The 13,494-nt window shown below is 72.8% G+C and carries 13 protein-coding genes and 1 pseudogene; 3 read left to right on the forward strand and 11 right to left on the reverse strand.

Going from position 1 to position 13,494, the window contains the following annotated elements:
- Nucleotides 1-105: 105 nt before the first annotated feature.
- Nucleotides 106-1,497: a hypothetical protein gene (locus ACT3SP_RS17590; RefSeq protein WP_444588590.1), complete on the reverse strand. Its 1,392-nt coding sequence runs from the start codon at nt 1,495-1,497 to the stop codon at nt 106-108.
- 191 nt (nt 1,498-1,688) lie between these two features.
- Here ACT3SP_RS17590 and ACT3SP_RS17595 point away from each other — a divergent pair, with 191 nt between their 5' ends.
- Nucleotides 1,689-2,900 carry a M20 metallopeptidase family protein gene (locus ACT3SP_RS17595; protein WP_444588591.1) on the forward strand — a complete coding sequence of 404 codons (1,212 nt, stop codon included), beginning with the start codon at nt 1,689-1,691 and terminating at the stop codon, nt 2,898-2,900.
- Nucleotides 2,901-2,916: 16 nt separating this feature from the next.
- Here the strand turns inward: ACT3SP_RS17595 and ACT3SP_RS17600 are convergent, their stop codons facing one another.
- From ACT3SP_RS17600 to ACT3SP_RS17620, 5 genes are all read right to left on the reverse strand, one after another.
- Nucleotides 2,917-3,690, reverse strand: a complete 774-nt coding sequence (locus ACT3SP_RS17600; RefSeq protein WP_444588592.1) for an ABC transporter ATP-binding protein — start codon at nt 3,688-3,690, stop codon at nt 2,917-2,919.
- 107 nt (nt 3,691-3,797) lie between these two features.
- Nucleotides 3,798-4,145: a metal-sensitive transcriptional regulator gene (locus tag ACT3SP_RS17605; protein WP_444588593.1), complete on the reverse strand. Its 348-nt coding sequence runs from the start codon at nt 4,143-4,145 to the stop codon at nt 3,798-3,800.
- 24 nt (nt 4,146-4,169) lie between these two features.
- Nucleotides 4,170-6,479 carry a heavy metal translocating P-type ATPase gene (locus tag ACT3SP_RS17610; protein WP_444588594.1) on the reverse strand — a complete coding sequence of 770 codons (2,310 nt, stop codon included), beginning with the start codon at nt 6,477-6,479 and terminating at the stop codon, nt 4,170-4,172.
- Between the two features lie 54 nt (nt 6,480-6,533).
- Complete coding sequence (locus tag ACT3SP_RS17615) at nt 6,534-6,671, reverse strand: hypothetical protein (protein ID WP_444588595.1); 138 nt, start codon at nt 6,669-6,671, stop codon at nt 6,534-6,536.
- Nucleotides 6,668-6,886 carry a heavy-metal-associated domain-containing protein gene (locus tag ACT3SP_RS17620; RefSeq protein ID WP_444588596.1) on the reverse strand — a complete coding sequence of 73 codons (219 nt, stop codon included), beginning with the start codon at nt 6,884-6,886 and terminating at the stop codon, nt 6,668-6,670. The genes ACT3SP_RS17615 and ACT3SP_RS17620 overlap by 4 nt, the downstream gene beginning before the upstream one ends.
- 138 nt (nt 6,887-7,024) lie before the next feature.
- Here ACT3SP_RS17620 and ACT3SP_RS17625 point away from each other — a divergent pair, with 138 nt between their 5' ends.
- Entirely contained in the window at nt 7,025-7,867 is an 843-nt protein-coding gene (locus ACT3SP_RS17625) for a maleylpyruvate isomerase family mycothiol-dependent enzyme (RefSeq protein WP_444588597.1), read from the forward strand.
- Between the two features lie 130 nt (nt 7,868-7,997).
- Here ACT3SP_RS17625 and ACT3SP_RS17630 read toward each other — a convergent pair.
- Nucleotides 7,998-8,576: pseudogene (locus tag ACT3SP_RS17630) on the reverse strand (Pr6Pr family membrane protein); the annotation flags it as partial.
- Between the two features lie 79 nt (nt 8,577-8,655).
- Complete coding sequence (locus ACT3SP_RS17635) at nt 8,656-9,579, reverse strand: LysR family transcriptional regulator (protein WP_444588598.1); 924 nt, start codon at nt 9,577-9,579, stop codon at nt 8,656-8,658.
- Nucleotides 9,580-9,763: 184 nt separating this feature from the next.
- Between ACT3SP_RS17635 and ACT3SP_RS17640 the strand changes: the two genes are divergently transcribed.
- Nucleotides 9,764-10,864, forward strand: a complete 1,101-nt coding sequence (locus tag ACT3SP_RS17640) for an NADH:flavin oxidoreductase/NADH oxidase (protein WP_444588599.1) — start codon at nt 9,764-9,766, stop codon at nt 10,862-10,864.
- Nucleotides 10,865-10,882: 18 nt separating this feature from the next.
- On the opposite strand, the gene ACT3SP_RS17645 is transcribed toward ACT3SP_RS17640, so the two are convergent.
- The 3 genes from ACT3SP_RS17645 to ACT3SP_RS17655 form a co-directional block, all read right to left on the reverse strand.
- Complete coding sequence (locus ACT3SP_RS17645; protein ID WP_444588600.1) at nt 10,883-11,674, reverse strand: NAD-dependent epimerase/dehydratase family protein; 792 nt, start codon at nt 11,672-11,674, stop codon at nt 10,883-10,885.
- 67 nt (nt 11,675-11,741) lie between these two features.
- Nucleotides 11,742-12,509: a GTP pyrophosphokinase gene (locus ACT3SP_RS17650; protein ID WP_444588601.1), complete on the reverse strand. Its 768-nt coding sequence runs from the start codon at nt 12,507-12,509 to the stop codon at nt 11,742-11,744.
- Nucleotides 12,510-12,668: 159 nt separating this feature from the next.
- A complete protein-coding gene (locus tag ACT3SP_RS17655; protein ID WP_444588602.1) occupies nt 12,669-13,493 on the reverse strand; it encodes a methylenetetrahydrofolate reductase in 825 nt (274 codons plus the stop codon).
- Nucleotide 13,494 lies beyond the last annotated feature (1 nt).

The raw sequence follows: 13,494 nt of genomic DNA on the forward strand, positions 1-13,494 counted from the left end.
TACCCGGCCGAGCGACCAGACCCCCGACGATCGAGGGCACTCACAAGGTAACGGGGAGGCGCAGTCGCGACCGGTGGCCGCTGAGCCACGGGCCGGGCGCACGGCTCAGCCTTCCGTCGAGGTGGCGTCCCACGCCTCTTGCACCTGATCAGCGCCGGGAAGGTGGTCCGGGTCGACCTGGACGTCCTCCGCGGTCCCCGTGGCGGCGGATCTGAGCGTCACCTCCCGCGAGTCCTCGGACGAGCCGGCCTCGGGGGTGGTCGTGAGCGTGATCGCACCGGTTCCGGGCCACGGGACCGAACGTGCCGCGTCGATGGCGGCGGCCAGATCGGAGTCCTCGGACAGGGAGTGACCGGCGGGCATCTCGACCCGGACACGCGCATCGGGGCCGGGGCGCCGGTCCTCGCGCATCCAGCGCACGACGTACCCATCGGCGTGGACCTGCGCGATCGTGGGCGCCAGGTCCTCGAGGTCGGAGAGCGTTCCCCTGAACAGAGCTCCCTCGTCGACTCGGATGCTCGCCTCGCGGGGCAGGCCGGCCGTACGGAGAGTCTCGGCGAGGTCGGGCAGAAGCGAGGGGTCCGCGGCTGAACCTTCCGATGCCGTCACGTCGATCGCGGTGACACCGCTGTTGAGCCACTGTACCGACCAGCCGCCCGCCTCGACCTCTCCCGCCATCTCCAGGGCGGTGCCGGGGTCCTCGTCTCCCACGGAGAGCGTTCGGCGGTCGGAGGTCTCGAGCGAGACTCGCGGTGACTCGGGGTCCAGGGCGCGCGCTGCGGACTGCGCGTCCTCGGCGAGCGGCCCGAGGGCCTGGAGCGGGAGTGACGTCCGGATCTCCAGATGCGCCCCCTCGAGGCGAAGGAAGGTGATGTCCGGACCCCACTCGCCCAGAGCCTGCAGGACCTCTCGATGGTCGGTCCGCAGCCGGTGGATGGAGATCGCGTTCCGGCCCTCCTCCTCGGTGACCTTCACGTTCTCGACGCGGAGATCCTCCTCCTCGATCACCGTCAACCACTCGAGGATGTTCACCAGGGGCGGCCCGTCCGCGTCGTCGAAGACGATCTCCCGGTCGTCGAGCACGGCACGGCCGTCCGGCAGCGTGCTGAGCGCCATGAGGGCCTGCACGGCGTCGTGGATCCCGGCTCGGTAGCGAGAACCCACCGCCACCTCGGCGGTGCCCAAGGAGACTCGAGCGGAATATGCGGTCTCGTCGTCGACCATGGCCTCGGTCGCCTCGAGGATCCTCTCGATCTCGGTCTCTCCCGTGGCCGGGGCGATCTCCACCCGCAGGATCCGTTCGGAGGGTGCCCCTTCTCCGCGCTCGAGCTCGGCGGACGCCACACCGCTCAGGTCGCCGATCTCGCGGGCGATGCGGAAGCCGTCCGATCGCGCCCACAGACCCAGCCCGGCGGCCAAGGACAGAGCAAGAGCGGCGCAGATCCCGATGGTCCGGCGTCGCCTGCGCGGGTGGCGGGTCGTGGTCTGTGTGGTCATTCCTGTTCCGCTTCTCTGACGGTCCTCGCCCTCGTGGGTCCCTCGTCGTCGAGGCATCGGTTCACCGCGACAGGGATGGCCCTCCGGCGAGGGACCGACGCAGCCCGTGACGTTCCGGAGCGCCGCAGCGCATTCCTCGCGCGGAAGGGCCAGGATAGGACGAGCACCCCCTTGCCGGAAGGACGTCACCGATGAGCCTGGACCCCGCCGACCCGCGCTTCCTCGACGAGCTGGTCGCGCTGCGCCGACGCCTGCACACGACTCCTGAGATCGGACTGCACCTGCCCGCCACGCAGAGGATCGTGCTCGAGGCGCTGGAGGGCCTCGATCTCGAGATCACGCTCGGCACGGCGACCACCTCCGTGGTCGCGGTGCTGCGCGGCGGTCGGCCCGGTCCGGTGGTGCTGCTGCGCGGTGACATGGACGGACTGCCCCTCGAGGAGGACACCGGCCTGCCCTTCGCCTCGACCAACGGGGCGATGCACGCCTGCGGCCACGATCTGCACGTCGCGGGACTGGTCGGCGCGGCCCGGCTGCTCGCCGCCGAGCGCGAGACCCTGCCCGGCACGGTGGTGCTCATGTTCCAGCCCGGCGAGGAGGGGTACGACGGTGCCGGGGTGATGCTGCGCGAGGGTGTTCTCGAGGCGGCAGGGGAGCGGCCGATCGCCGCCTACGGCGTGCACGTGGGCGCCGATGCCCCCACCGGGCTGATCTCCGCCCGCGCCGGCACCCTGATGGCCGCCTACTCGGTCCTCGACGTGCGGGTGATCGGGCGCGGCGGCCACGGGTCCCGCCCCCATCAGGCGCTGGATCCGGTGCCCGCGACCGCGGAGATGGTCTCCGCCCTGTACACCCGCATCACCCGCCGGTACAGCGCCTTCGACCCGGTCGTGCTCACGGTGGGCGAGATCCATGCCGGCAGCGCCCCGAACATCATCACCGGCCAGACGCACTTCCGTGCCGGGGTGCGCTCCTTCAGCACCGAGACCACCGCGGCCCTGGTCGAGGACCTGCCCTCCTTCGTGACCGCCATCGGCCGGGCCCACGGGCTCACCGTGGACGCGACGATGCGCACGGTGCTGCCGGCGACGATCAACGACGAGGGCGAGGCCGCGTTCTTCGCAAGCACCGCCCGAGCCCTGTTCGGGGAGGAGGAGTACCTCGAGCTGGAGAGGCCTCGCACCGGTTCCGAGGACTTCTCCCGGGTTCTCGCGGAGGTGCCGGGCGCCTACGGCTTCATCGGTGCGGCATCGGGCTATGACCCCGCCGACCCGCCCGCCTCGAACCACTCGCCGCAGGCGCAGTTCGACGACTCGGTGCTCGCGCGTCAGGCGCACCTGCTGGCGACCCTCGCCCGTCGCCGGCTGCAGGAGGCGGTCGGGGACGGGGATCCCGGGATCTGAGCTGTCAGCGGGGCTGTCAGCGGAAGCGCTGCACCGCCTGCGGCGCCGCTGCGGCGAGCTCGCGGATCTCCTCATGCTCGGTCCGGGAGAGCACCTCGTTCAGCGGGCCCCGCGCGAGGATCCGCCCCTCGCCGAGGAAGGCGATCTCGGGGCACAGGCGCTGCAGCAGCTCCACGTCGTGCGAGGCGATGAGCGCGCCGATGCCCAGGCGCTGGATGGTCGCGCCCAGACCGGCGGCGATGCGGCCCCGGGAGCCCGGGTCCACCGCGGTCAGCGGCTCGTCGAGCACCAGGATCTCGGGCCTCGTGGCGAGCGCGGTCGCGAGCGCGACGCGCTGCGTCTCCCCGCCGGAGAGGGTGCGCATGGTGCGGGGCAGGAAGCGCTCCTCGAGGCCGACGGACTCGAGCATCTCGGTGGGGGAGACGGCATGGGTGCGCCCGCCCTTGCGGGCCTCCTTCGCGGCCAGCTCGAGGCGGGACCGCACCGTCTCTCGGGGATCGACGATGGTCATCGCGTACTGGGAGACGAAGCGGACGGCGGCGCGGAAGGCGCGCCTGTCCCTGCCCCGCAGCTTGGCGACGTTCCGTCCGCCCCAGGTGACCTGCCCGGCGTCGGCACGGTGCTCCCCGTTCAGCGAGGCCAGCAGGGTGGTCTTGCCTGCCCCGGAGGCTCCCAGGAGGCCCAGCGGGGCGTCTCCCGCGCCGAGCGAGAGATCGATGCCCCGCAGCACGTCGAGGCCGGGATAGCCGGCATGCAGGGAGGTGACGACGAGACGGGGAGAAGCAGGCATCGGGTTCTTTCTCGCGGAGGACGGACCCGAGGCACTCTAGTCAGCGCGGCTGGAGATCCGCCGAGGCGCGCGTGCGGGGGACGCGGATCGCTCCGGGTCCGTCGGGATCAGGACCGCACGAGGCGCGAGATCGCCGCAGAGGCCTCCGCGAGCCTCTCCTCCGCCTCGTCGCCCCCGCTGCGGGCGGCGTCGAGCACGCAGTGCTGCAGATGGTCCTCCAGCAGACCCATCGCGACCCCGTCCAGTGCGCTCTTCAGCGCGCTGATCTGGGTGAGGATGTCGATGCAGTACTTCTCCTCGTCGACCATGCGGTGCAGCCCGCGGGCCTGGCCCTCGATCCGCTTGAGCCGAGCGAGGTAGCGGGACTTGTCGGAGATGTATCCGTGATGGTGCTCGTGGTCGGCGTGCGCCTCGTGCGCCGTGGGCATCTCGTCGGTCGGGTCGGTGGCGGTCATGGGATTCCTCCGGGGAGCGGGCGATCAGGACGTGGGAGCGGACGGTGGGAGCGGTGCGGGCGGGGCGGACGGCGCGGGCGGGGCGCCCGACGGCGCGTCGTCCGCACGACTGCGGAAGGAGCGCAGGCGCAGGCTGTTGCCCACCACGAACACGCTCGAGAACGCCATCGCCGCGCCGGCGAGCATCGGGGTCAGCAGCCCCAGCGCCGCGAGCGGGATCGCCGCGGTGTTGTAGGCGAAGGCCCAGAACAGGTTGCCCTTGATGGTGGAGAGGGTACGCCGGGAGAGGCGGATCGCGTCGGCCGCGGAGCGCAGGTCCCCGCGCACCAGGGTGATGTCCCCGGCCTCGATCGCGACATCGGTGCCCGTGCCCATCGCGAGGCCCAGGTCGGCCTGGGCGAGGGCGGGGGCGTCGTTGACGCCGTCGCCGACCATCGCCACCACCTTCCCCTCGCTCTGCAGGCGGGAGACGACGTCGATCTTGTCCTGGGGGAGCACCTCGGCGATCACCTGCTCGATCCCCACCTCGGCGGCGATCTGCTCGGCGACGGTCCGGTGGTCGCCGGTGAGCAGGATCGGGGTGAGTCCCAGACGTGTCAGCTGGGCGATGGCCTCGGCGCTGGTGGGCTTGACGGTGTCGGCGACCGTCAGCACGCCGCGCGCCTCGCCGTCCAGGACCGCGACCACGGCGGTCTCGCCGCGGGACTCCGCGGCCGTCTTCGCCGCGGCGAGCTCGGCGGGCAGCTCCTGCCCCGCGAGCAGCGCGTCGCGGCCGACGAGGACGGTGCGTCCCTCGACGGTGCCGCGCACGCCGCGGCCCTCGAGGTTCTCGAAGTCCTCCGCCTCCGGCAGCGTGCCCAGCTGCGCGGCGGCGCCGCTCGCGACGGCCCGGGCGATGGGGTGCTCGGAGGCGTGCTCGACCGCTCCCACCAGGCGCAGCAGCTCGGAGCGGTCCGTGCCGTCCGCGGGGATCACGTCGGTCAGGGTCATCGCGCCGCTGGTGACGGTGCCGGTCTTGTCCAGCACGACGGTGTCGATGCGGCGGGTGGACTCGAGCACCTCGGGCCCCTTGATCAGGATGCCCAGCTGAGCGCCGCGGCCGGTGCCCACCAGCAGGGCGGTGGGGGTCGCGAGGCCGAGCGCGCAGGGGCAGGCGATGATCAGGACCGCGACAGCGGCGGTGAAGGCGGCCTCGAGGGGGAACCCGGCGCCGATCCAGGCCCCGAGGACCGCGACCGCGACCGCGATGACGATCGGGACGAAGACCCCGGAGACGCGGTCCGCGAGGCGCTGGATCTCGGCCTTGCCGGACTGGGCGTCCTCGACCATCCTCGCCATCCGGGCGAGCTGCGTCTCGCCGCCCACGCGGGTGGCGCGCACCAGCAGGCGACCTCCTGCGTTCACGGTCGCCCCGGTCACCGCATCGCCGGCGGCGACCTCGATCGGCACCGACTCGCCGGTGAGCATCGAGGCGTCCACGGCGGAGGTGCCCGAGACGATCTCCCCGTCGGTCGCGATCTTCTCCCCGGGCCTCACCACGAACTGATCGCCCACGGCGAGCTCCCCGACCGGGACCAGGACCTCGCTCCCCTCGCGCAGCACGGCGACCTCCTTCGCGCCCATGTCCAGCAGGGCGCGCAGCGCGGCGCCGGCCCGCCGCTTGGAGCGCTTCTCGACGTACCTGCCCAGCAGGAGGAACATCGTCACCCCTGCCGCGACCTCGAGGTAGACGCTCGCGGTGCCGTCGGTCGGGCCGATGGTCAGCGAGAACTCGTGGGTCATGCCGGGCTCCCCGGCGGTGCCGAGGAACAGCGCGTACAGCGACCACAGGAACGCGGCGAGGGTGCCCACAGAGATCAGGGTGTCCATGGTCGCGGCGCCGTGGCGGAGGTTGAGCGCCGCCGCGCGATGGAAGGGCAGACCGGCCCAGACGACGACCGGTGCGGTGAGGGTGAGCGCCGCCCACTGCCAGTGGGTGAACTGCAGGGCCGGGATCATCGAGAGCAGGATGACGGGCACGGCGAGCACGGCCGAGCCGATCAGTCGCCGCCGCAGCGAGTCCAGCTCGGGATCCTCCGGCTCCTCCTCGTCCGGCGTCTCCGCCGACGGCGCGGGGAGCGCGGCGGTGTAGCCGGTCTGCTCGACCACCGTCACCAGGTCCTGCGGGTCGTAGCCCTCCGGCACGCTGACGCGCGCCGTCTCCGTCGCGTAGTTGACCGCGGCGGTGACCCCGTCGATCCTGTTGAGCCTGCGCTCGATCCGGTTCGCGCACGAGGCGCAGGTCATCCCGCCGATCTCGAGCTCGATGCCGGCGGCCGACGGGGGCGTGGTCATGGCGGGTCCTCTCTGCGACGTGGACAGGGGATGGCGTGAGGGCGGCGGGCGGGATCAGTGTCCGGAGGGCGAGGTGCCGGACCAGGTGGCCACCCAGTCGGCGGGGACCAGCAGTCCGGCCAGGAGGTACGACGCCGCGAACAGCGCCGCCAGCAGCAGGCCGTACAGGGTGAGGCGGGTTCCGGCCCTCATCGGTCCCGCACCGCCGAGTAGCCGGCCTCGGCGACGGCGGCGAGCACGGCGTCCTCGTCCACGGGCTGCTGTGCGGAGATGCGGAGCACGCCCGTCTCGTGGGAGACCTCGACCCCCTGGACGCCCGGGATCCCGCCGACCTCCTCGCGCACGGACATCTCGCAGTGGCCGCAGGTCATGCCGGTCACCTGGAACTGGGCGGTGGTCGCACCCATCGGGGCCTCCTTCGCGATCTGTATACCCTGGAGGGGTATCTCGTCCTCTCCTTTATACCCCTCAGGGGTATCTCGGGCAAGGCGGTCGTGGCCCGTCGTGGGGTGTCGCGCGTCACCGTGGCGTGCTTCGATGGGGGCATGAGCATCGACGCCATCGCGACCATCGAGCGGGAGGCCGAGCGGTTCGCCTCGGCCCTCGCCGCCACCGACCCCGCGCAGCAGGTCCCCACCTGCCCCGACTGGACCGCCGCCGACCTCCTGTGGCATCTCGTCGAGGTCCACGAGTTCTGGGCCGCGGTCCTGTCGACCGGCGCCACCGCCGAGGAGGAGGTGGAGGCGATCGAGAGCGGCCTGAGGAGCCGTCCCGAGGGCACCGACGCCCTGCTCGAGCGCCGCGAGGCGGCGACCGCCTCGCTGCTCGCCCAGCTCGAGGCGCGCTCGGACGAGGACCCGGCCTGGTTCTGGTTCTCCGAGCGGCAGGACGTGGGCGTCACCCGGCGCATGCAGACCCACGAGGCCACGATCCACCGGGTCGACGCCGAGCTCACCGCCGGGCGTCCGGTCACCCCGCTGGGGTCCGAGATCGCCGCTGCAGGGCTCGAGCACGTGCTGCACGTGATGTGGCCGTCCGCCTTCGACTGGATCCCCGAGTGGGCCGAGGCCCGGCCCGTCGCCGTCGTCGAGATCCGTCCCGAGGGAGGCCCGACGCGTCTGCTCGGCATCAGCCGCTGGAGCGGGACCCGGCCCCGCGACGGGCAGGAGTTCGACGAACCCGTCGGCCGCCTCCTCACGGACCCGGCCGAGGCCGAGGGGCTGCCGCGCGCCACGGTCTCCGGCCCTGCTCTGGCCCTGGACCTGTGGGCCTGGGGGCGCGCCCGGGCTCTCGACCACCTCGCGGGCGTCGAGGCGCGAGTCGGGATCCACGGGGACTCGGAGGCGATCTCGCAGCTCGAGGGGCTGATCGCCGAAGGTCACGACTGAGCGTTCTCGCCGCGGCGCGGCGCCTCCCGCGCCGCGGCGCCTCCCGCGCCGCGGCGCCCGTCGTGCCCGCCCCGGGAGCGGCGTCGACCGTGGCCCGTCGCGGGCGCAGCCGTCCTTCCAGCAGATGGACGAGGGCGGCGACGGCGAGGAAGGCCACCAGCACCAGTGCGGTGGTGATCAGCACCTGCGACCAGGACGAGGCCGTCGGGTCCAGGAACTCGTAGGGGTACCAGCCGGTGATCCCGCCGCGCAGCCAGGTGAGCACCAGGAACCCCATCGGGTACAGCTGCCACCACAGGATCCGCCGGGCGCTCGGGATTCGGCGCCGCGGGGTCAGCAGCCAGTCCGCGGCCGCGGCCACCGGGGTCAGGCGGTGCAGCACGATCCCTGTCCAGCCGATGTCCCAGCGCAGCAGCTCGTCCAGCGGCGCCACCAGCAGCGCGTAGATGATCCCGGTCATCACCAGGGAGAAGGCGATCACCCCGCGCATCTCGTCGAACCAGCGCGGGCGGCGTTCCCGCGGGAGCGCCGCGGCCGCCCACAGGACCACGAGGAGGAGGTTCGACTGGTTGGTGAAGTAGGAGACGTTCTGGGCCAGGAGCCCGTCGTGCGCGGCGCCGACGGCATTGGTGACCAGTGCTGCGAGGACGAGCGCCGCGATCAGCACGCGCGCGAGGTGGGCCGCACGGATCCCGTCGAGAGCGCTCATGAGCAGATCCTGGCCCCGACCGGTCTGCAGGGCAAGCCGGCCGACGCGCGCATGGCTCGACGGGCCAGCTGCTCGGCGCTCACCAGTCGAGCGCCGCCTCCCGGAGCGTCGTGGCCACGCGCTTCGTCGCCGGATTGCACTCCGCGCCGGGCCTCTGCACGAGCAGCAGCGACAGTGTCGGCGGACGTTCCGACTCCTCCAGCTGGACCAGCGATCCGTCGGCGAGGCCCTCGTCGCACAGCGAGCGGGGCAGCACGCTGTACCCCGCGCCCGCGCGCACCGCGGTGACCACCGCGTGCAGGCTGGGCACCGTCATCGCCGGTCCCACGGCAGGGTGCTGCTTGCCGTACCGGGTGCGCCAGTAGCGGCGCACCACGGGCATGTCCGCGGCCATGCTCACCAGCGGCACCGCCTCCAGCGCCGCGCACACGGCCTGCCCGGCAGGCCGGGCGGCGACCCGCTCCGCCCCGTCGCGCCCGGCGACCAGCAGGTGCTCCTCCTCGGCGAGCGGCGTGACGGCGAGCGCCTGGCCGCGCGGCCGCTGCGTGGTGATCAGCAGGTCGTGTCGGCCCTCCCGCAGCTGGTCGAGCAGCACCCCGTCCTCACCGGTCTCGACGCGCAGCTGCACCCCGTCCGCGACCAGCGGGGCGAGCGCCGGCAGCACCCGCGGGCACAGCAGCTCGGAGGGGCCGGCGAGGTGCACCGGGGCGGTGCGGCCGTCCAGCTCGCAGTTGCCCGAGGCCACCAGGTCCAGGTCGTCCAGGGCACCGGCGATCCGGCCGGCCAGCTCATGGGCGAAAGGGGTGGGTTCGACCCCGCGCGGGAGGCGCTGGAAGAGCTGTCGTCCCAGCTGCTGCTCGAGCGAGCGGATCTGGGCGGTGACCGTGGGCTGGGTGAGACCCAGCACAGGCGCGGCGCCGGTGAAGGAGCCGGCGCGGTGCACCGTGAGGAAGGTGCGCAGCAGGTTGAGGTCCTGGGCAGGGGCGGAAACGGAGGTGGTCACGGGACGAGAGTACGACGGACTGCGCCCAGGTGCCATAGGCGACGGTATGCCAGCCATCGACTCTGCTATTGGTCCTCCCATGGCACGCGGGTCTAGTGTTCCCGGCATCGGAGCGCCCCGACCGCATCGCAGCCGCGAGGAGACGGGTCGCTCGCACGTTCGTCGATCCCTCACGGAGGTCCCCATGACCCAGCACCTGCTCGAGCCCCTGACCCTGCGCGAGCTCACCGTCCGCAATCGTCTCTGGGTGCCGCCCATGTGCCAGTACTCCGTGGCCGCGCAGGACGGCGTGGCCACCCCCTGGCACCTGATGCACTACGGCTCCTTCGCGCGGGGCGGCGCGGGCGCCGTGATCCTCGAGGCCACCGCCGTGGTCCCGCAGGGGCGCATCTCCCCGCAGGACCTGGGCCTGTGGGACGACGCCCAGCGCGACGCGCTGCGCCCGATCACGGAGCTCGTCCACTCCCTGGGCGCCGCGGCGGGGATCCAGCTCGCCCACGCCGGCCGCAAGGCCTCCACCGAGCCCGAATGGGGCACGGCGCGTCCGGGGGCCTCGCTCGCAGAGGCCGACGGCGGCTGGCGGACCGTCGGCCCCTCCGCCAGCGCCTACGCGGGCCTGGCCGCGCCCGAGGCGCTCGACGAGGCGGGGATCGACGCCGTGGTGGACGCCTTCGTGGCCGCCGCCGGACGCGCGGTCGAGGCCGGCATCGACCTGATCGAGATCCATGGCGCCCACGGCTACCTGATCCATGAGTTCCTCTCCCCGCTGAGCAACCTCCGCTCCGACTCCTACGGCGGTGAGCTCGCCGGCCGTGCACGCCTGCTGCTGCGCATCGTCGATGCGGTGCGGGACGAGATCCCCTCCGGCATGCCGCTCCTGGTGCGGCTCTCCGCCTCGGAGTGGGTGGACGGCGGCTTCGACCTCGGGGAGGCGACCCAGGTCGTCAGCTGGCTGCGCGAGCACGGGGTGGACATGGTCGACGTCTCCTCCGGCGGCAATGCCGAGGGGGCGGCCATCCCCGTCGGCCCCGGCTACCAGACCTCGCTGGCCGCGCACCTGCGTCACCGCACCGACATGCCGGTCTCGGCGGTCGGCATGATCGACGAGCCCTTCCAGGCCGAGCACGTGCTGGCCACCGGGCAGGCCGACGTGGTCCGGGTGGGCCGCGCCTTCCTGCGGGATCCCTCCTGGGGCCTGCATGCCGCGCTCGCCCTGCGCGGGGACGGTGACATCGTGCCTCCCCAGTACCGTCGCGCATACCGTCAGCAGCTGCGGCGCTCCTGAACTGCCCGCTCGTCGTGCTCAGGCGCCGTGGGGCCAGTCCTCGCGCACCGGTGCCCCGCCCTCGACCACGTGCTCGGCGGCACCGGGCAGCGAGGTCCAGGAGTCCCGCGGCTTGTACCCGAGCTCGAGCTGGGTGTTGCTGAGGGACCAGCGCCGATCGGGGTTGTCGGAGATCGCGTAGTAGAGGCCGAAGGCCACCTCGGCCTCGATCGCGCAGCGCACCACCTCGGTGCAGTCGGCGGGGGAGAGCCACATCGCGCGCAGGATGTCCTCCTCGGCCTCGAGCGGATCCTCGGAGAACCAGCCGATGCGCAGGCAGATCACGTCCAGGTGGTGCTCGTCGTGGTAGAAGCGGCCCAGGGTCTCGCCGAAGATCTTCGAGACGCCGTAGAGCGAGTCGCCGCGGGGCAGCTGATGGGGGTAGACCGGCCACTGCCCGTCCCGGTCGTACATGCCCATCGCATGGTTCGAGGACGCCAGCACCACGCGCCGCACGCCGGCCTCGCGGGAGGCCTCGAGCACGTTCCGCAGCCCGATGATGTTCGCCGCGAGCACCTGCTCCCAGGTCGAGGTGGGGGCAGCGGATCCCGCGAGGTGGACCACGGTGTCGACGCCGTCCATGAGCGCGAGCACCTGCTCGTACACGTCGAGCTCGGCGAGCACCAGCGACTCCCCGTCGGGGGCGTCCTCCGCGCTGCGGCCGTGGAGGCGCAGTGCGTAGCGCTCGCCCAGCGTGCGGGCCAGGTGGGTGCCGATGCCGCCGGTGGCCCCGGTGATCAGCACCCGTCGTCGCGTCGTCGCATCCGTCATGCCGCCATTATGTGCCCTGCCCCTCTGTGCCCTGCCTCCTGCCGAGGCGCTCGCGCGCAGCGGGGCGTCAGGGCCGCTCCGGCCCCTGCTCCTCGTCCCGTGCGGCGGGATGCATGGGCCGGATCTCGTCGCGCATGCGCTCCATCCGGGCATCGAGGTCCGCGGCGACGCGCGCCGCGTCGTCCAGCTCCTCGCGCAGCTGCGGGGGGAGGTTCTTCTCGTACTTGTAGGAGAGCTTGTGCTCGGTGCTGGCCCAGAAGTCCATCGCGATGGTGCGCAGCTGCAGCTCCACGGGCACCAGTTCGGTGTGCTCCGAGAGGTACACCGGGACCTGGACGATCAGGTGCAGGGAACGGTAGCCGTTGGGCTTCGGGGCGGCGATGTAGTCCTTGACCGTGAGCACCTCGAGATCGTGCTGCCGGCTGAGCATGTCCGCGATCCAGTACACGTCCGAGACGAAGCTGCAGGTGATCCGGATCCCGGCGAGGTCCATCACGCGCTCCCGGATCGCGGGGACGCTCATCTCCCCGCCCGTGCGCAGGGCCTTCGCGATCATGGACTCGGTCGACTTCAGGCGAGTGCGCACGTGCTCGATCGGGCTGTAGTCGTGGATCAGCTCGAACTCCTGGCGCAGGATGTTCACCTTGGTCTGCACCTCGTCGATGCCGAACTGGTAGTGCATCCTCAGCGTCGTCAGCTCCCGATGGACCTGTCGCATCTGCGCGGCCAGCAGCTCGGGATCGGCGTCCGGTCCCACCAGCTGCTGCTGGCGCTGACGCACCAGCGTGCTCAGACGCTGGGAGGTGTCGGTCGCGAGCGAGTCGTCGTCATCCATCACATGCTGCCCTTCGGGTGGTCCGGAGACCTCGACCATGCCAGATCCGCCTGGGGGAGAGGTGGAGCGAGCGTGCACGGACTGCGAAGGATCGCGGACCGACGAGGCCACCGCACCCGGCCCGGCCCCCTGCGCGGCGCGATTCCCCGCGCGTCCGGATCACCTCGGGGGCAGGCACTCCGCAGCGGCGCCGAGGTCGTTGAAGGTGTACACGTGAGGGCCCAGCAGCGCGACGCTCGGCTCCGCCTCGGCCGCCGCTCGCAGCTGTGCGAGCAGGGGCGCCGGATCCCAGCGGCCGGGAGCGAGCAGGCGCCGCATCCCGGAGTCCTCGCCGGCCAGCAGCCTCAGCGACCGGCCCACCCCGATGCGGGTGCCGATCCGCAGCAGACGGGCGGTGCCGACGGGTGCGGCGACCCCCGGGCGCACGGGCAGCGCGATCCCCGACGCGCGGAGACCGCGCGCCCACTCCAGCAGCGGCGCGGCGGAGAAGCACATCTGGGTGACCGCGTAATGGGCGTGCTCGGCCTTGGCCCGCAGGTGCTCGCGCGCCACCTCCTCCGCGAGGAAGGGATGCCCCTCGGGGTGGGCCCCGATGCCCACCACCGTGCCGTGGTCGGCGGCGGCGATCGCCTCGAGGAGGGGCAGTGCTCCCGGGAACTCCCCGGCCGGCACCGACGCGTCACCGGCGATGACGAACACCTCCTCCACCCCCGCTCCGGCGAGACGGTCCAGGAGCTCCGCCGTCTCGCCCGGGCCGCGGATCATGCGCGCCGCGAGATGCGGGATCACGATCATCCCGTGCTGCGCGAGGGCGCAGGCCGTGCCGATCGTCGCCTCCAGCCCCTGGGCGGGGGACGCGGTGACCGTGACCCGTGTTCCCGCGGGCAGGTGCTCGAGGACCTGGTCCACGATGCCCCCCAGCGGGATCACCTCGAACTGCGCAGCGGTGCCGAGCGCCGAGGTCGAGGCCGAGGACCGCACCATC

Origin of the sequence: Brachybacterium sp. AOP43-C2-M15 (genome assembly GCF_052446295.1) — a bacterium.
Lineage (GTDB): Bacteria > Actinomycetota > Actinomycetes > Actinomycetales > Dermabacteraceae > Brachybacterium.

Coding starts and splice junctions, on each gene's coding strand:
- ACT3SP_RS17590 (WP_444588590.1), bottom strand. CDS start 1,497: ATGACCACACAGACCACGACCCGCCACCCGCGCAGGCGACGCCGGACC.
- ACT3SP_RS17595 (WP_444588591.1), top strand. CDS start 1,689: ATGAGCCTGGACCCCGCCGACCCGCGCTTCCTCGACGAGCTGGTCGCG.
- ACT3SP_RS17600 (WP_444588592.1), bottom strand. CDS start 3,690: ATGCCTGCTTCTCCCCGTCTCGTCGTCACCTCCCTGCATGCCGGCTAT.
- ACT3SP_RS17605 (WP_444588593.1), bottom strand. CDS start 4,145: ATGACCGCCACCGACCCGACCGACGAGATGCCCACGGCGCACGAGGCG.
- ACT3SP_RS17610 (WP_444588594.1), bottom strand. CDS start 6,479: ATGACCACGCCCCCGTCGGCCGCCGGCATCGAGCTCGAGATCGGCGGG.
- ACT3SP_RS17615 (WP_444588595.1), bottom strand. CDS start 6,671: ATGAGGGCCGGAACCCGCCTCACCCTGTACGGCCTGCTGCTGGCGGCG.
- ACT3SP_RS17620 (WP_444588596.1), bottom strand. CDS start 6,886: ATGGGTGCGACCACCGCCCAGTTCCAGGTGACCGGCATGACCTGCGGC.
- ACT3SP_RS17625 (WP_444588597.1), top strand. CDS start 7,025: ATGAGCATCGACGCCATCGCGACCATCGAGCGGGAGGCCGAGCGGTTC.
- ACT3SP_RS17640 (WP_444588599.1), top strand. CDS start 9,764: ATGACCCAGCACCTGCTCGAGCCCCTGACCCTGCGCGAGCTCACCGTC.
- ACT3SP_RS17645 (WP_444588600.1), bottom strand. CDS start 11,674: ATGACGGATGCGACGACGCGACGACGGGTGCTGATCACCGGGGCCACC.
- ACT3SP_RS17650 (WP_444588601.1), bottom strand. CDS start 12,509: ATGGATGACGACGACTCGCTCGCGACCGACACCTCCCAGCGTCTGAGC.
- ACT3SP_RS17655 (WP_444588602.1), bottom strand. CDS start 13,493: ATGGTGCGGTCCTCGGCCTCGACCTCGGCGCTCGGCACCGCTGCGCAG.